This window comes from Actinomadura sp. NTSP31, assembly GCF_041951385.1.
In the GTDB taxonomy this organism is placed as follows: Bacteria; Actinomycetota; Actinomycetes; order Streptosporangiales; family Streptosporangiaceae; genus Spirillospora; species Spirillospora napierensis.
Genome location: NZ_JBGNUT010000010.1, coordinates 154,171 through 173,626, shown reverse-complemented (window position 1 = coordinate 173,626; position 19,456 = coordinate 154,171). Strand labels below are relative to the sequence as shown.

Genomic DNA, 19,456 nt, shown 5'->3' with positions numbered 1-19,456 from the left:
CCGCCGGCAGCGGGGGCGGCGGTGCGCCCCCCCGCCGACAGCTCGTCCATCAGCGCGGGGTTGAGGGCGTTGCGGGCCTCCGGCCGGTTCAGGGTGGCGACCAGCACCGCCCCGTCCCGCTCGGTTCGTACGAGATCGCTCACTTGGCCGCCGCCACCGCCGCACGGGCGCGGGACCGGTAGGCCTCCAGCTTCTCCTCCGGGGCGATCAGCCGGCTGCTGCGGGACTGGATGGAGACGTCGTGTCCTTCTGCGGCTTTGCGGAGTGCGCCGACGGTGGCCTGTTCGCGGGGGATGTGGGGGAAGGGGTCGAAGTTGTACCAGCGCATGGCGTTCTGGTGGGTCATCTTGTTGATCTCGTCGTCGGGTACGTCGCAGCGTTGCAGGACGGTGTGGAGTTCTTCGGGGGCGCCGGGCCACATCGAGTCGCTGTGCGGGTAGTCGGCTTCCCAGCAGATGTTGTCGATGCCGATGTCGTGCCGCAGCCGGACGCCGAGGGGGTCGCTGATGAAGCAGGTCAAAAAGTGCTCGCGGAACACCTCGCTGGGCAGTTTGCCGCCGAAGTCCTGCAGCGTCCAGGTGGCGTGCATCTCAAAGGTCCGGTCGACCCGCTCCATGAAGTAGGGGATCCAGCCGGTGCCGCCTTCGGACAGCGCGATCTTGATGTCGGGGTACTGCTTGATGACGCGCGACCACAGCAGGTCGGCGGCGGCCTGCACGATGTTCATCGGCTGCAGCGTGATCATCACATCGGGTGGGGAGTCCACCGCCGGGATCGACAGCCGGCCCGAGGAGCCGATGTGCACGTTCAGGATGGTGCCGGTGTCCACCAGCGCCTGCCACAGCGGGTCCCAATGCTCGCTGTGGAAGCTGGGGTAGCCCATCGCGGCCGGGTTCTCGCTGAAGGTCAGCGAGTGGCAGCCCTTGGCCGCCACCCGCCGCACCTCATCCGCGCAGGCCTGCGGGTCCCAGATCACCGGCAGCGCCATCGGGATGAACCGGCCCGGATGCGCCGCGCACCACTCATCGATATGCCAGTCGTTGTACGCCCGCACCAGCGCCAGGGAGAAGTCGGCGTCCTCGGTGGCGAACAACCGCGCCGCGAACCCCGGGAACGAGGGAAAGTTCATCGACGCCAGGATCCCCCCGGCGTTCATGTCCTTGACCCGCTCGTTCACGTCATAACAACCCGGCCGGATCTCATCCAGCCCCTGCGGCTCCAGCCCGTACTCCTCCTTCGGACGCCCCGCCACCGCATTCAACGCCGCGTTGGGGATGACGGTCTCGCGGAACTTCCAGACGTCGCTGCCGTCCTCGCGGTGAACGAGCTGGGGCGCGTCGTCCCGGTACTTCTTCGGCAGGTGGTTCACGAACATGTCGGGCGGTTCGATGATGTGGTCGTCGACGCTGATGAGGATCATGTCCTCGCGCTTCATGGCGTTCCTTTCGGCCGGGGGCGGGCGGCTCAGTCGGAGGCGGGCAGCGGCTTGGCCGCCTTGAGGGTCATCGGGGCACCGCCGCAGCTGAGCTCGCCCGCACCGGAGGAGGTGCAGAGCAGCTCGAGCGTTCCGGTGGCGTCGACATAGCGCTTCCCGATGAGCGTCGCGGCCTCCCCGCCGCCGGGCGGCGGGGGCGGCGCGCCGCCCGTCGAGGAGGCGGGCACCATCGGGCTGCCGCCGCAGGAGATCTCCGGAACGCCCCCGGCGGGGGCGCGCACGATGATCACCCGCGTGCCGCAGGCGGTGCTGGCCAGCTGGTCACCGATGCGCGGTGCCGGTGCGGTCATGGGCGGACGTCCTCCTTCTCCTTCTCCCTGTCGAGCAGGCGGTCGGCGAGCTGGGCGATGTCGTAGGACTGCCGGGCCATCCAGAAGCGCAGGAACCCGGTCAGCGAGTAGCGCAGGAACACCGCGGACCCGGCGACGGCGGCGGTGACGCCGCCGAGGCCAAGCGTGATGGCGTCCCGCTGGACGAGCGGGTCGCGGGTGCCGTGCGACAGCGCGTAGGCCGCCACGGCGAGCGCCGCCCCGGCCGCCATCAGCAGGGCGCCGAGGCGCAGCCACAGCGCGGAGCGGCCCGCGGCCGGGTCGGGGATCTTCAGCTCCGCCAGCTCGCGGACGAAGCGGTCCGCGCGCGCCTGCGCGCCGCGGGCCTCCTCGCCGCGCGCCTCGTCCGGCGCGTTCTCCCCGGTTCCGCGCGCGCCGCGGCTCGGTTCGGCGGACGTCGTGTCGGTCGGGCTCATGTGGGACTCCCCAGGTAGAGGGCGGACAGTTCGGCGCGCAGCCCGTCGTCCGGGCGGCCCTCCCGCTCGATCCGGCCGCGCACCAGCACGGCGGCGCGGTCGGCGATCCCGAGGACGGCGGCGGCGAACTGCTCCACCACCAGCACCGCCACGCCCTGCCGGGCGATCTCGGCGACCTGCTCGTACAGCCGGCCGACGACCAGCGGCGCCAGGCCCATGGACAGCTCGTCGAGCAGCAGCACGGCGGGGTCGGCGGCGAGGCCCCGGGCGAGGGCGAGCATCTGCTGCTCGCCGCCCGACAGGGTGCCGGCCGTCTGCGCGGCGCGCCTGGCGAGGACGGGGAAGCGCCCGAAGGCGACCTCCTCGACCTCCGCGCGGGTGCGGCCGGTGAAGGTCATCATCAGCAGGTTGTCGCGGACCGACAGGTTGGGGAACACGCCGCGGCCCTCGGGGATCAGGCAGACCCCGGCGCGGGCCAGGTCGCGCGGGCGGGCGCCGGTCACGTCGCGGCCGCCGAGCAGCAGCCGTCCCGACTCGGCCGGATGCACGCCCGCGGCGACGTGCAGCGTCGTGGTCTTGCCGGCCCCGTTCGGGCCGAGCAGGGCCACCACCTCGCCCGCGGCCACGGTGAGGCTCACCCCGTGCAGGACGGTGATCCGCTCGTGCGCGGCGCGCACGTCGCGCAGCTCGAACAGGGCGCTCACGACTCCCCCAGGTAGGCGGCGAGGACGGTCTCGTCGGCGCGGACCACCTCGGGGGGCCCGGCGGCGATGACCTTCCCGAGGTCGAGCACGTGCACCTCGTCGCACACGCTCATGACCAGCCCCATGTCGTGCTCCACCAGGACGACGGCGGTCCCGTCGCCGGCCAGCGACCGCAGCAGCGCCGCGAACCGCTCGGTCTCGGCGGCGTCCTGCCCGGCCGCGGGCTCGTCGAGGAGCAGCAGGGACGGCCGCACCGCCAGCGCGCGGCCCACCTCGACGAGGCGGGCGGCGCCGGTGGGCAGCGCGTCGGCCAGGCCGTCGGCGACCCCGGCCAGCCCGAGCCGGCCGATGATCTCTTCGGCGATCCGGGCGGCGTGCCGCCGCTGCGGCCCGAGTTCCGCGGCGACGAGCAGGTTGTCGCGGACGCTCAGCCGGCCGAACAGCTCCAGCCGCTGGAACGTGCGGGCCAGCCCGAGCCGGGCGCGCCGCGCGGGCCCCAGCCGGGTGACGTCGCGGCCGTCGAGCAGGACGCGCCCCGCCGACGGGCGGCGCAGCCCGGACACGACGTCGAACAGGGTGCTCTTGCCCGCGCCGTTCGGCCCGATCAGGCCGGTGACGCGGCCCGGTTCGGCGGCGATGCCGACGCCGTCCAGGGCGAGGTTCCCGCCGTAGGCGACCGTCACGCCCTCAACCTCGAGCGATGCCACGGGCCAGCACCTCCCCGTCCTCGGCGCGCCAGGGGCGCCGCACGCCCCACCACTCGACCGGGATGTCCGGCTCGGCCGGAGAGCCGCGCCGCGCCGCCGCGTAGGCCCGCAGCGCCGATGCCACGACCAGCGCACCGACCAGCAGGACCCAGCCGTCGACCACGTCCAGGACCCGCAGCAGCCACGCCAGCGCGAGGGCGCACAGCAGCGCGGGCAGGACGATCCGGTCCCGGGCGGCCGGCTCCCAGTCGCGGCGGAGCCGGGGCACGATGCCGTCGGGGCTGTGCCCGAGGCCCATGCCGGCCAGGGCGGGCAGGATCGCGACGACGTTCTGCGTCCACGAGGCCAGGCCGAGCAGGATGTTCGGCCCGACGTACGCCGTCCCCGCGAACAGCCCGTTCCCGACGCAGCCGAGACCGCCGATCACCGCGATCAGGAAGATGGGCAGCCCGGCCACGAGGTTGAACTGGTCGGCCGTGATCGTGCGCAGCTGCATGCCGTACAGCGCACCGCCGAACCCGGCGATCCCGGCCGCCAGGGCGAACACCGCCACCCGGGCGACGAGCAGGTTGCCGCCGAGGGTGGCGTAGGCCGCCTCGCTGTCGCGCAGCGCGATCAGCCGCCGGCCGAACCGGCCGCGGCGCAGCACGGCCACGCCGAGCGAGACCAGCGCGAGGCACACCGCCGAGAACACCATCAGCTCGCGGTCGCCGTCCAGCCGCAGGCCGAACAGCGACGGGCCCGACACCTCCAGCGACCCCTGGTCGAACAGCGAGATCCGGACCCCGAACACGGTGAAGGACGGCAGGGTGAACAGCCACCGGTCGAGCACCACCGTGAACGCCGCCGTGCCGAGCGCCAGGTAGACCCCCGACAGGCGCAGCGCCGGCAACGCGACGAGCGCCCCCGCCAGCGCCGCGACGAGGACCGCGACCACCAGCGCCCACGGCTGCCCGTCCCGGCCGAGATGGGCCCACACGACCGCGCCGATCCCCGCCATGCTGAGCTGGCACAGCGAGATCTGGCCCGCGTACCCGGTCAGCGGGACGTACGACAGCGCGACCAGGCCGAGCGGCAGCAGCGGCCCGAGGGTGATGAGGTCCTTGCCCTGCAGGACGGTCGCCAGCACCACGCCGACCACCACGACGGACGCGGCGAACAGCAGCGCCCCGCGCATCGACGGCAGCGGCACCGGGGCCAGGCGCCGGTCCCGGCCGCGCAGCCGCCGGTGCGGGAACAGCAGCAGCGCGACGAACAGCAGCAGCGCGGGCGCGGCCAGCCGCAGGCCGGGAAGGTAGGCGTTCTGCGGCAGGTAGCCGGTCAGGTAGCTCTCCATGCAGCCGACGACGACCGCGCCGAGGAACGTCAGCGGCAGGCTGCGCAGCCGCCCGAAGATCGCCGCGGTGTAGGCGCTGACGATCAGCAGGGAGAGCTGCTGGGCGTCCAGCGCGACGGCCGGCGCGATGAGGATGCCGCCGACCGCCGCGAGCTGCGTGCCGAGCACCCAGGCGACCCGGTTCGCGCGGACCGGGTCGGCCCCGGTGAGCCCGGCCAGCGCCCGGTCGTCGACGGTGGCCCGCATCTCCGCGCCGGTCCGGGTCCGGTTGAGCAGCGCCCAGAGGCCGGCCGCGACCGCCACCGCGACCGCCATGGTGAGCACCTGGTGCCAGGTGATCGTGACCGATCCCCAGTGCAGCGGCGTCCGGTCGGCGAAGAACGTCGGCAGCGGCCGGGCCACGTTCGGGTCCCAGACCCACCGCGCGGCGGCGATGAGGCCGCTGAGCAGCGCGACCATCATCACCATCCGCTCGGCTTCGCCCAGGTGCTGGACGGGGCGCAGCAGCACGCGTTCGACGAGCAGCCCGAACGCGGGCGCGAGCACCAGCAGCACGACGGCGAGGGCGACCGGGACGGGCCACCCCCAGCCGGCGGAGAGCTGCCAGTAGGTGAACGCCGCCAGCATGCCCGCCGCGCCGTGCGCGAAGTTGAACACACCGGTGGTGACGTAGGTGAGCACCAGCCCGCTGCCGATGACCGCGTAGATGGCGGCGGTGCTCAGCCCGACGATCCCGAAGGCGAGGAACTGGTCCATTACTTGAGGTCGTTCATGCTCTTACCGACATCGGCGAGGGTGAGCGGCTTGCCATAGGCGCCGGTGTACTTGTACTTGGGCGCGCCGCAGCGGTAGGGACCGTTGTTGGGCTTGAAGTCGGCCGGCTTCCAGCCGTCCGGGGTGGCCTTCTCGACGTTGAAGCAGTCCAGTGGGACGTCGTTCTTGGAGAGGTCGATCGGGGCCTGCAGTCCGCCGGCGGTCCAGGCGGTCTCCTTGCGGGCGGCCTCGTAGACGCACTTGCGGGTCAGGTCGTCGCCGCAGGTGGCGGCCGACTTGGCGAACAGCAGCCAGGCCGAGAAGCTGCGCAGCGCCACGCTCGTGACGTTCGCGCCGGAGGCGTACCTCTTGTAGAGCTCCTGCACCTTCTTGGTCGCCGGGCTGTCCGAGGCGGTCTCCAGCGGGTGCAGCCCGCTGAGGTCGGCGAAGTTGTTCTGCGCCTTCAGGGACGGGCCCGCCAGCTTGATGAACTGGGGAAGGTAGGCGTTGTTGTTCGCGTCGATCCAGTCGAGCTTGTAGTTGATGCCGGTGAGGATCTGCTCGAGCTTGGCCAGGCTCGTGAAGTCCCCGTAGAAGATGAGGCCCTTGACGCCCTTGCTCTTGATGGACTGGGCGTAGGGGGTCCAGTCGGAGACGCCCTGGGCCGGGTAGAGGTCGCTGTAGGAGATCTTCCCGCCCAGCGCCTTGAGCGACTCCTGCGCCTGGCCGCCGAGGACCTTGGTGACCGGCGAGTCGCCCGAGATGATGCCGACGGAGCCCTTCGACCCGGGGTAGGCGTCCTTCAGCAGCCACGACCAGTAGCCCTGGTAGCGGTTGTAGGAGACGCCGCCCGTCTGGGCGAGCTGCAGGTCCGAGCCGTTGTTGGGGACCATGCTCTGCTGGGCGGGGAAGTCGGGCAGCAGGCAGTTGAGCCGGTCCTTGGTGCCCATGCCGTCGAGCGCGGCGCTGCCGCCGACGAGCGCGAAGTCCTGCTTGCAGGACTCGAGCACCCGCTGCCGGACCTCCATCATCTTGGTGTCCCGGATGTTCGGGACGAGCTTGCGGCCCTTGACGCCGCCCAGCTCGTTGCACCAGGACGTGAACACCTTCGCGGCGTCCAGCAGTTCGGGGTTCTTGGTGAACCCGACGTCGCTGAAGACGCCGACGTCGATCGCGTTCTTGGTGACGCCCTGCGCGGGCGCCTTGGCCGGGCCGCCGGGCCCGCACACGTCCTTCAGGTCGCCGAAGTCGGCCGAGACGGCCTGCTTCGGCGCCGCGCCCTGCGTCGGTTCCTCGCTGCCGCCGCCGCTGCGGCCGCAACCGGCGGCCAGCAGGGCGACCGCCGCGAGGGCGGCTATGGTCGTCGGCGTTCTCACGGGTTTCCTCCTCGGTGCTTCCCCCGAGCGGCTGGCGGAGCAGGTGGTCGCCGACCCTCTGGTGTCGTCCTCTTGCTGCAAGGAAACTAGCTTCTCGTATGCCGAGAATCAAGGATCCAGGTTCGAAGAACTCCTTGATCACTCAGGTCATGGCCGCACGGTCCGCGCGCTGCGGCCGGATCCGGCGACGCCGCAGGCAGGCCGGGGAGGCCGCCCGCGGGCCCGGCGTTGACGGTGGCGCCGACCGCGTGAGAATCTTCAAACCAGAAAGAGAGAATACAATTCTCAGGAGAGGGGCGACCCATGCGCCTGCCACCGCTGCCGGGTGAGCAGTGGACCGAGGTGGAGCACGCCGCGCTGGGCGTGCTGCTGCCCGAGCACCTCATCAACCCGCGCGGGGCGGGCAACGCCCTGGCCACGCTGGTCCGGAATCCGCGCCTGACGAAGCGGTTCCTGCCCTTCAGCGGCTACCTGATGATGCGCTCTACCCTTTCGCCCCGGCTGCGCGAGCTGGCCGTCCTGCGGATCGCCCGGTTGCGCGGCTGCGCCTACGAGTGGACGGAGCACGTGAAGCTCGCGACGGACATCGGCCTGTCCGAGGACGAGATCGAGGCGGCCGGCCGCGGCGAGGCCGCCGACGAGCTGGAGAGCGCGGTGCTGCGGGCCGTCGGCGAACTTGACGGCGACTCGACCGTCTCCGACGCGACCTGGGCCCTGCTCGGCAAGCACCTCGACGAGCGCCAGCTCATCGACCTGGTCTTCACCGTCGGCACCTACGCGATGCTCGCGATGGCCTTCAACACCTTCGGCGTCGAGCCCGACGAGCCGACCGACAGGCAGCTCTAGTCCCCGTGCGGGGCGTCCGGGTCCGCGGGCACGATCAGGACCTTGCCCGCCGAGCTGCGGCCGGCGACGGCGGCGAGCGCGCCTGCCGCGTCCTCCAGCGGGTAGACCGCGTGGATGTGCGGCTTCAGCTCGCCCGTCGCGAACAGCCGGGTCAGCTCGGCGCGGCCCCGCGCGAGGGCGTCGCGGTCGTGCCGGGCCCAGCCGCCGAACTCGAAGCCGCGCACGCTGATCCCCTTGAGCATGACGAGGTTGAGCGGGATGCGGGGGATCTCGCCGGCGGCGAAGCCGACGGTCACGTAGCGCCCGCCCCAGCGCAGCGCGCGGAGGGCCGGCTCGGCGTGCGCGCCCCCGACCGGGTCGAGCACCACGTCGGCGCCGCCCGCCTCGGCCAGGTTCTGCTTCAGATCCTCGTACGGCAGGGCGTCGTCCGCTCCTTCGGCTCGGCACAGGCCGCGCTTGCGCTCCGACGACGCGACGGCGATCACGCGCGCGCCGAGGAGCCGTCCGAGCTGGACGGCGGCGAGGCCGACCCCGCCCGCCGCGCCGAGCACGGCCAGCGTCTCCCCCGCGCGCAGTTCCGCGACGAGCGTGAGCGCGTGGTAGGCGGTGGCGTAGGAGACCCCGGACGCGGCGGCGGCGCGGAGGTCGGCGTCCGGCGGCAGCGCGGTCAGGCTGGCCGCGGGCACCACCACCCGCTGGGCGAAGGCGCCGACGAACACCGAGCCGGACACCGCGTCGCCGGCGGCGAACCCCTCGACGGCCGGCCCGACCTCGACGACGCGTCCGGCGAACTCGCTCCCCGGCGTGAAGGGGACCGGGGCGGCGACCTGGTAGGCGCCCTGGACGACGAGGATGTCGGCGAAGTTGACGGCGGCGGCCCGGACGTCGACGACGACCTGGCCGGCGCCGGCGACCGGCTCGGGGATCTCGCGCACGGTCAGGTCGTCCAGCGAACCGTGCACGGTGCAACGCAGCGCTCTCACAGTGGCGAGAATATCATTCTCTGAATAAGAAAGTAATGATCTCGCCATGTTTCCGGTTCGGGCGGTGAGACTGCAAACGTCGTCCCGGCTGCGTGCAGTAAGGTTCTTGACATGGCACAGAAGACGGATCCGTCCGCGAGCACCCCGGCCGAGGAACCGGCCTGGAAGCAGCGCGCGGTCGAGCGCTCCACCAAGGCCGCCAAGCTCCGCGCCGAACAGCGGGTGGAGCGCTTCCTCGACGCGGCGCAGGCGATCATCACGGAGAAGAACACCACCGACTTCACCGTGCAGGAGGTCGTCGACCGCTCCCGCCAGTCGCTGCGCAGCTTCTACCAGCACTTCGACGGCAAGCACGAGCTGCTGCTCGCGCTGTTCGAGGACGCCCTGCGCAGGTCGTCCGACCAGATCCGGGCCGCCGCGGCCGGCCAGTCGGACCCGCTCGACCGGCTCCGGGTGGCGGTGCAGCTGCTGTTCGAGCTGTCGCGCCCCGACCCGGGCGCGCAGCGGCCGCTGTTCACCGACTTCGCCCCGCAGCTGCTGGTCTCCCATCCGGCCGAGGTGAAGATCGCGCACGCGCCGATGCTCGCCCTGTTCACCGAGCTGACGACGCAGGTCGAGGAGGCGGGGCAGCTGCGCGAGGGCGTCCGGCCGCGCCGCGCGGCGGCGCTGGTGATGCAGACGGTGATGTTCGTCGCGCAGTCCAGCGAGGTCTCCGAGGAGGACGGCGCGCACCCGCTGAGCGCCGACGAGGTGTGGGACTTCTGCGCGATGGGGCTCGCCCGCCCCTGAGTGAGAACGTTGTTCTCAAATAGAAGAACATCACTACACTGAAGGTATGCCCGATCTTTGGAGCGACCTTCTGGCCTGCCTCGATCTGCGCGAGCTCCCCCCGGCCCGGGCGGCCGGCGCCGGGGGCGCGTCCGCGGCGTACGAGGGGCGCAACCAGCGGCTGAGCTACCACCGGCTGTTCGGCGGGCAGCTGCTGGCCCAGTTCGCCCGGGCGGCCGCGCTCGCCTGCCCCGGCAAGACCGTCAAGTCCCTGCACGCGCTGTTCCCCCGGGAGGGCGCCTCCGGCGAGCCCGTCCGCTACGAGGTGGAACGCCACCGCGAGGGCGGCACGTTCGCGACGCTGGCGGTCGCCGCCCGGCAGTCGTCCGGCGTCATCGCCACCGCCGCGGTCTCGATGCACGCCGCCGAGGACGGGCCCGACCACCAGACGATCCCGAAGGCGCCGCCCGTTCCAGGGCCGGAGCACCGGGTGGAGATCGACCTGCTCCCCTGGGAGACCCGCGCGTCCGCCGACCTGGACGCCGCCGCGTCCGGGCCGCCCGAGCTGGAGCTGTGGATGCGCATCCCCGGGGCCGGTCCGGACGGCGCCCTCGCCGCCTACGCCCCCGCCCTCACCGCCTACGCGACGGACCTCACCCTCATCGGGACGGCGCTGCGCCCGGTCGAGGGCGTCGGCCAGCGGGACGCCGGCACCGCGTTCACCTCCGCCGTCACCTCCCACACGCTGTGGTTCCACCGGCCGTTCCGCACCGGCGACTGGCTCCTGTTCCGCCAGCACAGCCCGCTGGTGGCGCACGGCCGCTGCTTCGGCAGGGGCGACGTGCTCACCGAGGACGGCGCGCTGGTCGCCTCCTACGCGCAGGAGGCCCTCCTGCGCTTCCGCCGCTGATCGTCAGCCCGCCCCGCCGGGCGGCCTCCGGAGGAGGTCCTCGGCGGCGGCGTAGGCGTCGGTGCGGCCGGCCGCCACGTCGGCGGCCAGCTCGGCGAGGACCGGGTGCCCGCGCAGCCGGCTCTGCGCCAGGGAGAGGATCTGCGCGCGGGCGCGTCCCGCTCGCCGGACGGGATCGTCGGCGCGGTCGTGCGCTCCGATCGCCTCGACGAGCCGGGGCAGGCCCTCCCCCTTCGGCGCGACGAGGGTGAGGACCGGTGCCCGTGTCTCGGCGCGCAGCTCGCGGACGGTCCGCTCGGCACCGTCGCGGTCGGCCTTGTTGACGACGAGGATGTCGGCGATCTCCAGCAGCCCCGCCTTGGCGGCCTGGACGGCGTCGCCCGCGCCGGGCGCGAGCACGACCACGACGGGGTCGGCGACCGCGGCGATCTCGATCTCCGACTGCCCGACGCCGACCGTCTCGACGATGACCGGGTCGTAGCCGAGCGCGGCGAGGACCCGGACGGCCGCGGGCACGGCGGTGGCGAGGCCGCCGAGGTGCCCGCGGGTCGCCAGCGAGCGGATGAGCACGCCGGGGTCGGCGGCGTGCGCGGACATCCGGATCCGGTCGCCGAGCAGGGCGCCGCCGCTGTAGGGCGAGGACGGGTCGACGGCGAGCACCGCCACCCGCGACCCGTCCGCGCGGTACGCGCCGACCAGCGCCGCGACGGTCGTCGACTTGCCCGCGCCGGGCGGGCCGGTCACGCCTATGACCCGTGCGGCCGCCGGGCCGAGGACGTCCAGGACCTCGCCGCGGCGCGGCCCCTCCACGAGGCTGAGCAGCCGGCCCGCGGCGCGGACCGACCCGCCGCGCGCCGCGGCGACCATCTCCGGGACGTTCACCGGGCGCCGGCCCCCGCGGTCACGGCGCCGGGACCTCGATGACGGTGGCCGAGCCCATGCCGCCGCCCGCGCACATCGCGGCGACGCCGACGCCGCCGCCGCGCCGGCGCAGCTCGTGCACCAGCGTGACCAGCATGCGGGCGCCGGTGGCGGCGACCGGGTGGCCGAGCGAGCAGCCGCTGCCGTTGACGTTCACCCGGTCGGGATCGAGCCCGAGCATCCCGACCGTGGCGACGCACATCGACGCGAACGCCTCGTTGATCTCGAACACCTCGACGTCGTCGGGCTTGAGCCCGGCGCGGGCCAGCGCCTTGGGGATCGCCTTCACCGGCGCGAGCCCGGTCTCGGCGGGGTCGACGCCGACCGACGCCCACGACCGGACGGTGCCGAGCACCGGCAGCCCCGCGCGCGCGGCGAGCCGGTCGCTGGCGACCACGAGGGCAGCGGCGCCGTCGTTGCTGCCGCAGGCGTTGCCGGCGGTGATGCTGAAGCCCTCGATCTCCGGATGCAGCGGCTTGAGCGAGGCGAGCTTCTCCATGGACGTGCTGCGCCGCGGGTGCTCGTCCACGGAGAACGTGCCGTGCGGCGTCTCGATGGGGACGATCTCCTCCTTGAAGCGGCCCTCGTCGATGGCGCGGATCGCGTTGCGGTGCGAGCGCAGCGCCCAGGCGTCCATCTCCTCGCGGGACACGCCCGCCTTGACGGCCGCGTTCCAGCCCACGGTGATCGACATGTCCAGGTTGGGGGCGTCCGGACGGTCCGGATGGGTGGGCGGGTTCCACGGCTCGACCCACTCGCCGCCGACGAGGAACCGCGACTTCGGCGACGTGGAGGCGGAGTTCACCCCGCCGGCGATGACGAGCTCGTCCATGCCGGCCCGGATGCTCGCGGCGGCGTCCTGGACGGCGGCCTGCCCGGCGGCGCAGTGCCGGTTGCAGGCCTGCCCGGCGACCGAGGTGAGCCCGGCGGTGATCGCGGCGTGCCGGGCCACGACGCCGCCGCCGTAGAGCCCCTCTCCGAGGATCACGTCGTCGACCTGCTCGGGATCGAGCCCCGTCGCCGCGGCGGCGACCACGTGGTGCGCCAGGTCGTAGGCGGTGGTGTCGCGCAGGGTCCCCTTGAAGGCGGTGCCCACGGGGGTGCGCAGGGCGGAGGTGATGACGGCTTCAGGCACTGGTGTTCTCCAAGGTCGTGTCCATCTCGGACAGCAGGACGCGGCGCAGCAGCTTCCCGGTGTCGGTCTTCGGCAGTTCGGCGCGGAACACGATGTCGTCGGGCGTCTTGGAGGAGCGCAGCCGTTCCCGGACCCACCGCCTGATCTCCTCCGGGTCGCCCCGCCCGACGACGACGGCGACGAGGCGCTGCCCCCATTCGGGGTCGGGCACGCCCAGCACCGCGGCCTCCTCGATCCCGGGATGCGCCACCAGGACGTCCTCGATCTCGGCCGGGGCGATGTTCTCCCCGCCGCGGATGATGGTGTCGTCGGCGCGCCCCTCGATGAACAGGTAGCCGCCGGCGTCGAGCCGCCCCCGGTCGCGGGTCGCGAACCAGCCCTCCGGGTCCAGGGCGCTCCTGCCCCCGTACTCCCCGGAGATCTGCTCGCCCCGCACGAACACGAGCCCGGTCTCCCCCGGCCCCAGGGGCTCGCCCTCGTCGGAGCGGATCTGGAACTCGACGCCGGGCAGGGCCCGGCCCACCGACCCGAGGCGCGCCCGGACATCCGGGTCGTCCGAGGTGAGAGCCGCGCGGTGGTCGTCCGGTTCCAGGACCGCGATGGACGACGCCGTCTCGGTCAGGCCGTATGCGTTGACGAACCCCGTCTCCGGGAAGACCCGCAGCGCCCGTTCCAGGACGGGCAGCGGGGTGCGCGCGCCGCCGTAGGCGAGGTTGCGCAGCGTCGGCGTCCCGGCGTCGTCCCCGGGCACCTCGGCGACGATCCGCGCCAGCATCGTCGGCACCACCAGCGCGTGGGTGATCCGTTCGCGCCGGACGGTCTCCAGCCATTCCCGCGCGTCGAACGCGGACATGTACACCAGCCGGCGGCCGGTGTAGAGGTTCGACAGCAGGTTCGCCAGGCCGGCGACGTGGTAGGGCGGGACCGCGACCAGCGCCGCGTCCTCCTCCCCCGCGGACCCGAACTCCAGGGTGTTGAGCACGTAGGCGAGCAGATGCCGGTGCCGCAGCACGGCCGACTTCGGGGCGGCGGTGGTGCCGCTGGTGTACAGCAGCACCGCGACCGCGTCCCGGTCGTTGTCGGGGACCGCCTCCAGGCCGGGCTCGTTCGCGGACGCCGCCGCCTCGGCCTCCGCCAGAAAGGAGTCGAGGTCGCCGGGCCGCAGGACCAGCGCGCCGGGGTGGCGGGCCCGCAGCTCGTCCAGCTGCCGCTCGCCGAGCCGGTAGTTGAGGGGGACGAAGGGCACGCCCGCCACGGCGGCGCCGAACAGCGCCACGGGGTAGGCGAGGTGGTTCGCCGCCAGGTAGAGGACGGCGGGATGCCGCCGGAACCGGTGGGCGGCCGCGCGGGCCAGGCGCAGCAGCCGCGCGGCGGTCAGCGAGCGGCCGTCCGCCGTCACCGCCGTCCGGTCGCCCGCCGAGGCCGCCATCTCGAGGATCATGATGATGTTCATGAGAATGCTATTCTCGCCCATTAAGATTCCTACTCGCAAGAGAGGGTAACGGAATGCACATCGAGGGCAGTTCCGCGATCGTCGTCGGCGGTGCCGGCGGGCTCGGCGAGGCCACCGTCCGCCGCCTGCACGCGGCCGGCGCGAAGGTCGTCGTCGCCGACCTGGCCGACGAGAAGGGCAAGGCGCTGGAGGGCGAGCTCGGCGTCCGCTACGTGCGCACCGACGCCACCGACGAGGACTCCGTGCTGGCGGCGATCGCGGCGGCCGAGGCGGCGGGGCCGCTGCGGATCTCCGTGGACGCGCACGGCGGCCCGGCCAGCGGCGGGCGGCTCGTCGGCAAGGACGGCTCGCCCCTGGACCTCGCCGGCTTCCGCACGACGATCGAGGTCTATCTGACCGGCGTCTTCAACGTGATGCGCCTGGCCGCCGCCGCGATCGGGAAGCAGGAGCCGGTCTCGGAGGAGGGGGCGAGGGGCGTCATCGTCAACACCGCCTCCATCGCCGCGTACGAGGGGCAGATCGGGCAGATCCCCTACGCGGCCGCCAAGGGCGGGGTCGTCGGCATGACCATCGTCGCCGCCCGCGACCTCTCGCCGCTGGGCGTCCGCGTCGTGACCATCGCGCCGGGGACGTTCCTGACCCCGGCCTACGGCAAGGCCGGGGACCAGTTGGAGGCGTACTGGGGGCCGCAGGTCCCGCACCCGAAGCGCATGGGCCGCTCCCCCGAGTACGCCGCGCTCGTCCAGCACATCTGCGAGAACGACTACCTCAACGGCGAGGTCATCCGCCTCGACGGCGCCCTGCGGTTCCCGCCGAAGTGACGGGACCGCTGGCGGGCAAGGTCGCGTTCGTCGCCGGCGCAAGCCGCGGCATCGGGCGGACGGTGGCGGTGGCGCTCGCCGAGGCGGGCGCCGCGGTCGCCGTCGCCGCCCGGTCCGAACGCGAGGGGCGGCTGCCCGGCACGATCCACTCGGTCGCCGAGCGGATCAACGGGTCGGGCGGCCGCGCCCTCGCCGTCCCCTGCGACGTCACCAGCGAGGACTCCGTGGAGGCGGCCGTCGCCGCGACCGTCGCGGAGTTCGGCGGCATCGACGTCCTCATCGCCAACGCCGGGGTCCTCTGGCTCGGCCCGATCGAGTCGACGCCGCTCAAGCGCTGGCAGCTGTGCCTGGACGTCAACCTCACCGGCGTGTTCCTGGTGACCAGGGCCGTCATCCCGCACGTGAAGGCGCGCGGCGGCGGCTCGCTGGTGGCGGTGACGACCTCGGGCGTCGGCATGACGGACCGGGGCGCCAACGCCTACTGGGTCTCCAAGGCGGCGGTCGAACGCCTCTACCTGGGGCTCGCCGCCGAGCTCGCGCCCGACAACATCGCGGTGAACTGCCTCGCCCCGTCCCGTGTCGTGCTGACCGAGGGCTGGACGGCCGGTGGCGGCGGCAGGGAGATCCCCGACGAGATGGTCGAGCCGCCGGAGGCGATGGGCAGGGCCGCGGTGCTGCTCGCCGGCCAGGACGCGGGCGGCGTCACCGGGACCGTCCAGCGCTCGGAGGCCCTGCCCTGACCCGCCCGGTCCAGAGAATTGCGTTCTCGGTCATTGAGAAGCTAGATTTCATGTATGGCGCACGACCACGGCTTCCACCCGGTCCGGATCACGCGGGTCATCGACGAGACGGCCGACGCGCGGACGTACGCGCTGGACGCGCCGTTCCCCTACCGGGCCGGCCAGTTCCTGACGTTCAAGGCCTGCGGCGTTCTGCGCAGCTACTCGATGTCGAGCTCGCCGGACACCGACGCCGAGCTGCGGACGACGGTGAAGCGCGTGCCCGGCGGGCTGGTCTCCAACTGGATGCTCGACAACCTGGAGCCCGGGGCCCTGGTCGAGGTCACCCGGCCGGCCGGCGCGTTCTGCCTGCGGGAGACCGCCGCGCCGCTGGTGGCGTTCTGCGGGGGCAGCGGGATCACCCCGATCGCGTCCCTCGTCAAGAGCGCGCTGGCCACCACGGACCGGCGGGTCCGGGTGCTGGCGGCCGACAGGGACGCCGGCTCGGCCATCTTCCGCGCCGAGCTGGCCGAGCTGGCCGGCCGCCACCCCGGGCGGTTCGAGATCGAGCGCCACCTCGACGCCGAGAGCGGCTTCGTCACCGCCGACCGGGTGCGCGGCTTCGCCGGCGCCGACCAGGACGCCGACTTCTACATCTGCGGCCCCGCCCCCTTCATGGACCTGGTCGAGCGGGCCCTGCTGTCCCTCGGCGTCGCGGAGGGCCGGATCTTCATCGAGCGGTTCGCCGCGGCGGACGACGCGCCGGCGGGCCCGGAGAAGGAGGGCACGGTCACCATCGTCCTGTCCGGCAAGCGGAAGACGATCCCGCAACGCGCGGGCGAGACGCTGCTGCAGAGCGCGCGCAGGGCGGGCCTCACCCCGCCGTTCTCCTGCGAGGCGGGCAACTGCGCCACGTGCATGGCCCAGGTCACCGACGGCGAGGCCAAGATGCGCGTCAACAACGCCCTGGAGGAGGACGAGGTCGCCGAAGGGTGGGTGCTCACCTGCCAGGGCGAGCCGGCGACCGAGCACATCACCGTCGTCTACGACGACTGACCGCGTCAGCGGGGAACGAGATGGGGGAAGGCATGCCCGTTCGCCACCGCCACTGGATCGGCGGCCGGCCCGACGACCCGGCGGGCGGCGCCTACCTGCCCACCACCGATCCCTCGACACGGCTGCCGGGCGACGAGATCGCCGCGGGCTCGGCCGCCGACGTGGACCGCGCGGTGGCAGCGGCGGCGGCCGCCCAGCCGGACTGGGCCGGCCGGTCCGGCGCGGACCGCGCCGAGGTGCTGCACCGGGTCGCGGACGCGATCGAGGCCGGCGCCGGCGAGCTCATGGAGGTCGAACGGGCCTGCACCGGGAAGACCGAGGGCCAGCTCCGCATGGAGATCGGCATGTCGGCCGGCTACTTCCGCTACTACGCCGGGGTCCTGCGCGCCCACCACGGCCGCACCATCGACCTCGGCACGGGCAACCACGCCTACACGCGGCTCGAACCGTACGGCGTCGTCGCCGCGATCACCCCGTGGAACCTGCCGCTGAACCAGGCGTGCCGGGCGCTGGCACCGGCGCTGGCCGCGGGCAACGCGGTCGTCGCCAAGCCGTCGGAGTTCACCTCGGTGTCGACGCTGTCCCTGGCCCGGCTCGCCGGCGAGGCCGGGCTTCCCGCCGGCCTGCTGAACGTGGTGACGGGCACCGGCCCGGACGCGGGCACCCCACTCGCGGCCCACCCGGCCGTGCGGCGCGTGACCTTCACCGGCTCGGTCGTCACCGGGCGGCACCTCGCCCGGATCGCCGCCGGACGGCTCATCCCCCTGACGCTGGAGCTCGGCGGCAAGTCGCCGCTGGTGGTGTTCGCCGACGCCGACATCGACGGGGCGGTCGCCGCGGCGGTGTCCGCCGTCGCGTTCAACGCCGGGCAGGTGTGCTCGGCCACCACCCGGCTCCTGGTCGAGGCCCCGGCGCACGACGCGGTCGTCGGACGCGTCGTGGCGGCCGTCGAGCGGCTGCGGCCCGGCGCCGACTTCGGGCCGATGATCACCGAGGCGCAGTTCCGCAAGGTCCTGGACCACTTCGACGACGCCGAGCGCCAGGGCGCGGTGCCGGTGACGGGAGGGTCGGCCTACGACGACGGGCCCGGGGCGCGCGGACGCTTCGTCCGCCCGACCGTCTATGCCCGCGTGCCGCCCGACCTGCGCATCGCCCGCGAGGAGGTGTTCGGCCCCGTCCTGGTCACGATGCCGTTCGCCGACGAGGCGGACGCGCTCGCCCTCGCCAACGACACCGACTACGGGCTCGTCGGCGCCGTGTGGAGCGGCGACGCCGCCCGCGGCCTGCGGCTCGCCGAGCGGATCGACGCGGGGCAGGTGTCGGTGAACGGCGGCGCGCTCGGCATCGAGACGCCGTTCGGCGGCTTCAAGTCCAGCGGGTACGGGCGCGAGAAGGGCGTCGAGGCCCTGCACGAGTACGCCCAGGTGAAGACCGTCAGCCTGTCCCTGCGCCCCTGAACCCCGGCCCCCTGAGAGGACCCATGGAAGAGAGCGAAGACCTGCGTGCGGCGCGGGCCGTGCGCCGCGCGGTGCTCGGCGACGCCTACGTCGACGGCACGGCCGCCGACCCGGACACGGTGGCCGGGGAGTTCCAGGACTACATCACCACGATGGCGTGGGGCGTGTGGGCGCGAGAAGGCGCCCTGACGTCCCGTGACCGGAGCCTGCTGGTGATGGCGATGACCGCCGCGCTCGGGCGGATGGAGGAATTCCGGCTGCATGCGAGCAGCGCGCACCGGGCGGGCGTCGGGGACGCGGAGGTCGACGAGCTGCTGTTCCAGGTCGCCGCCTATTGCGGCGCCCCGGCGGGCGTCGCCGCCAAGCGGAGCATCCAGCAGGTGCGGACGGCGCGGGAACAGAAGGGAGCGGGCCGGTGACGACCGTCGGGTTCGTGGGTCTCGGCAACATGGGCGCCGTGCTGGCGTCCAACCTCGTCGGCGCCGGGCTGACAGTGGTGACGTACGACGTCGCGGGCCCCGCCCGCTCCCCTGAGGGCGCCGCTCATGCCGACGACGTCGCTGCGCTCGCGGAGAAGGCCGACGTGGTGGTCTTCAGCCTCCCGGACGGCACCGCCTCCGAGCAGGTCGCCCGGAGCATCGCCGAGGCGCCCGTCCTCAGCGTGACGCACGTGGTCGACACCTCGACGATCGGGGTGGCCGCCGCCCGGGGCGTCGCCGACCTGCTGGCCGGGAGCGGCATCGGCTACGTCGACGCCCCCGTGTCGGGCGGCGTCGCCGGAGCCCGCGCCCGCACCCTCGCGGTGATGTACTCCGGGTCCGACGACGCCTGCGAGCACGTCGAACCGGTGCTCGCCGGGCTGAGCGACCGCCGCCACCGGGTGGGCGACCGGCCGGGGCTCGCGCAGGCGCTCAAGCTGGCCAACAACTTCCTGTCGGCCACCGCGCTCGCCGCGACCAGCGAGGCCGTCGCCTTCGGCGTGGCCGCCGGGCTCGACATGGGCACCATGCTCGCCGTGCTCAACGCGGCGAGCGGGCGCAGCGGCGCGACCGGCGACAAGTTCCCCGACCACGTGCTCACCGGCCGCTACGCCTCCGGCTTCACCAACTCCCTCATGTGCAAGGACGTGCGGCTCTACCTGCGCTCGGTCGCGGACCAGGGCGGCCCGTCCGCGGTCGGCGCGGTCACCGCGTCGATCTGGGAGCGGTTCGCCGAGGCCGAACCCGGCGCCGACTTCACCCGGATATATCCCTTCGTCCAGCACCCGTGAG

The 19,456-nt window shown here is 73.5% G+C and carries 20 protein-coding genes; 9 read left to right on the top strand and 11 right to left on the bottom strand.

The features are described 5' to 3' along the window. Positions 1–139: 139 nt before the first annotated feature. The 7 genes from ACA514_RS19165 to ACA514_RS19135 are packed head-to-tail and all read right to left on the bottom strand — an operon-like array spanning position 140 to position 7,116. A complete protein-coding gene (locus tag ACA514_RS19165; protein ID WP_375042531.1) occupies positions 140–1,435 on the bottom strand; it encodes an amidohydrolase family protein in 1,296 nt (431 codons plus the stop codon). A gap of 29 nt (positions 1,436–1,464) precedes the next feature. Then, positions 1,465–1,785: a hypothetical protein gene (locus ACA514_RS19160; RefSeq protein WP_375042530.1), complete on the bottom strand. Its 321-nt coding sequence runs from the start codon at positions 1,783–1,785 to the stop codon at positions 1,465–1,467. Continuing rightward, a complete protein-coding gene (locus tag ACA514_RS19155; RefSeq protein ID WP_375042529.1) occupies positions 1,782–2,240 on the bottom strand; it encodes a hypothetical protein in 459 nt (152 codons plus the stop codon). The genes ACA514_RS19160 and ACA514_RS19155 overlap by 4 nt, the downstream gene beginning before the upstream one ends. After that, the gene (locus ACA514_RS19150; RefSeq protein ID WP_375042528.1) at positions 2,237–2,944 is read right to left on the bottom strand and encodes an ABC transporter ATP-binding protein; all 708 of its coding nucleotides are present in this window, start codon (positions 2,942–2,944) and stop codon (positions 2,237–2,239) included. Before ACA514_RS19150 ends, ACA514_RS19155 begins: the two co-directional genes overlap by 4 nt. Beyond that, on the bottom strand, positions 2,941–3,651 hold the full coding sequence (locus ACA514_RS19145; protein WP_375042527.1) for an ABC transporter ATP-binding protein: 711 nt from the start codon (positions 3,649–3,651) through the stop codon (positions 2,941–2,943). Before ACA514_RS19145 ends, ACA514_RS19150 begins: the two co-directional genes overlap by 4 nt. Beyond that, positions 3,632–5,743, bottom strand: a complete 2,112-nt coding sequence (locus ACA514_RS19140) for an inner-membrane translocator (protein ID WP_375042526.1) — start codon at positions 5,741–5,743, stop codon at positions 3,632–3,634. Before ACA514_RS19140 ends, ACA514_RS19145 begins: the two co-directional genes overlap by 20 nt. Beyond that, positions 5,743–7,116, bottom strand: a complete 1,374-nt coding sequence (locus ACA514_RS19135; RefSeq protein WP_375042525.1) for an ABC transporter substrate-binding protein — start codon at positions 7,114–7,116, stop codon at positions 5,743–5,745. Before ACA514_RS19135 ends, ACA514_RS19140 begins: the two co-directional genes overlap by 1 nt. 303 nt (positions 7,117–7,419) lie before the next feature. Here ACA514_RS19135 and ACA514_RS19130 point away from each other — a divergent pair, with 303 nt between their 5' ends. Next, positions 7,420–7,962 carry a carboxymuconolactone decarboxylase family protein gene (locus tag ACA514_RS19130; RefSeq protein WP_375042524.1) on the top strand — a complete coding sequence of 181 codons (543 nt, stop codon included), beginning with the start codon at positions 7,420–7,422 and terminating at the stop codon, positions 7,960–7,962. On the opposite strand, the gene ACA514_RS19125 is transcribed toward ACA514_RS19130, so the two are convergent. Continuing rightward, positions 7,959–8,945 carry an NADPH:quinone oxidoreductase family protein gene (locus tag ACA514_RS19125; RefSeq protein ID WP_375042523.1) on the bottom strand — a complete coding sequence of 329 codons (987 nt, stop codon included), beginning with the start codon at positions 8,943–8,945 and terminating at the stop codon, positions 7,959–7,961. The genes ACA514_RS19130 and ACA514_RS19125 overlap by 4 nt on opposite strands. 111 nt (positions 8,946–9,056) lie before the next feature. On the opposite strand from ACA514_RS19125, the gene ACA514_RS19120 reads away from it, so the two are divergent. Both ACA514_RS19120 and ACA514_RS19115 read left to right on the top strand, forming a co-directional pair. Further along, positions 9,057–9,734: a TetR/AcrR family transcriptional regulator gene (locus ACA514_RS19120; protein WP_375042522.1), complete on the top strand. Its 678-nt coding sequence runs from the start codon at positions 9,057–9,059 to the stop codon at positions 9,732–9,734. A 46-nt stretch (positions 9,735–9,780) separates the two neighbouring features. Continuing rightward, positions 9,781–10,623, top strand: a complete 843-nt coding sequence (locus ACA514_RS19115; RefSeq protein WP_375042521.1) for an acyl-CoA thioesterase — start codon at positions 9,781–9,783, stop codon at positions 10,621–10,623. A gap of 3 nt (positions 10,624–10,626) precedes the next feature. Here the strand turns inward: ACA514_RS19115 and meaB are convergent, their stop codons facing one another. Genes meaB through ACA514_RS19100 form a run of 3 tightly spaced genes read right to left on the bottom strand, consistent with a single transcriptional unit; the run spans position 10,627 to position 14,132 of the window. Next, positions 10,627–11,505 carry a methylmalonyl Co-A mutase-associated GTPase MeaB gene (gene meaB / locus ACA514_RS19110; protein WP_375042520.1) on the bottom strand — a complete coding sequence of 293 codons (879 nt, stop codon included), beginning with the start codon at positions 11,503–11,505 and terminating at the stop codon, positions 10,627–10,629. A gap of 19 nt (positions 11,506–11,524) precedes the next feature. Beyond that, a complete protein-coding gene (locus ACA514_RS19105; RefSeq protein WP_375042519.1) occupies positions 11,525–12,679 on the bottom strand; it encodes a thiolase family protein in 1,155 nt (384 codons plus the stop codon). Further along, complete coding sequence (locus tag ACA514_RS19100) at positions 12,672–14,132, bottom strand: class I adenylate-forming enzyme family protein (RefSeq protein ID WP_375042518.1); 1,461 nt, start codon at positions 14,130–14,132, stop codon at positions 12,672–12,674. The genes ACA514_RS19105 and ACA514_RS19100 overlap by 8 nt, the downstream gene beginning before the upstream one ends. A 53-nt stretch (positions 14,133–14,185) precedes the next feature. On the opposite strand from ACA514_RS19100, the gene ACA514_RS19095 reads away from it, so the two are divergent. Genes ACA514_RS19095 through ACA514_RS19070 form a run of 6 tightly spaced genes read left to right on the top strand, consistent with a single transcriptional unit; the run spans position 14,186 to position 19,455 of the window. Next, positions 14,186–14,953: an SDR family NAD(P)-dependent oxidoreductase gene (locus ACA514_RS19095; protein WP_375042517.1), complete on the top strand. Its 768-nt coding sequence runs from the start codon at positions 14,186–14,188 to the stop codon at positions 14,951–14,953. Further along, positions 14,950–15,693: an SDR family NAD(P)-dependent oxidoreductase gene (locus tag ACA514_RS19090; RefSeq protein ID WP_375042516.1), complete on the top strand. Its 744-nt coding sequence runs from the start codon at positions 14,950–14,952 to the stop codon at positions 15,691–15,693. The genes ACA514_RS19095 and ACA514_RS19090 overlap by 4 nt, the downstream gene beginning before the upstream one ends. A 54-nt stretch (positions 15,694–15,747) precedes the next feature. After that, positions 15,748–16,728 carry a 2Fe-2S iron-sulfur cluster-binding protein gene (locus ACA514_RS19085; protein ID WP_375042515.1) on the top strand — a complete coding sequence of 327 codons (981 nt, stop codon included), beginning with the start codon at positions 15,748–15,750 and terminating at the stop codon, positions 16,726–16,728. A 32-nt stretch (positions 16,729–16,760) separates the two neighbouring features. Next, a complete protein-coding gene (locus ACA514_RS19080; protein ID WP_375042514.1) occupies positions 16,761–18,185 on the top strand; it encodes an aldehyde dehydrogenase family protein in 1,425 nt (474 codons plus the stop codon). A 23-nt stretch (positions 18,186–18,208) separates the two neighbouring features. Then, positions 18,209–18,604 carry a carboxymuconolactone decarboxylase family protein gene (locus ACA514_RS19075; protein ID WP_375042513.1) on the top strand — a complete coding sequence of 132 codons (396 nt, stop codon included), beginning with the start codon at positions 18,209–18,211 and terminating at the stop codon, positions 18,602–18,604. Then, complete coding sequence (locus tag ACA514_RS19070; protein WP_375042512.1) at positions 18,601–19,455, top strand: NAD(P)-dependent oxidoreductase; 855 nt, start codon at positions 18,601–18,603, stop codon at positions 19,453–19,455. Before ACA514_RS19075 ends, ACA514_RS19070 begins: the two co-directional genes overlap by 4 nt. Position 19,456 lies beyond the last annotated feature (1 nt).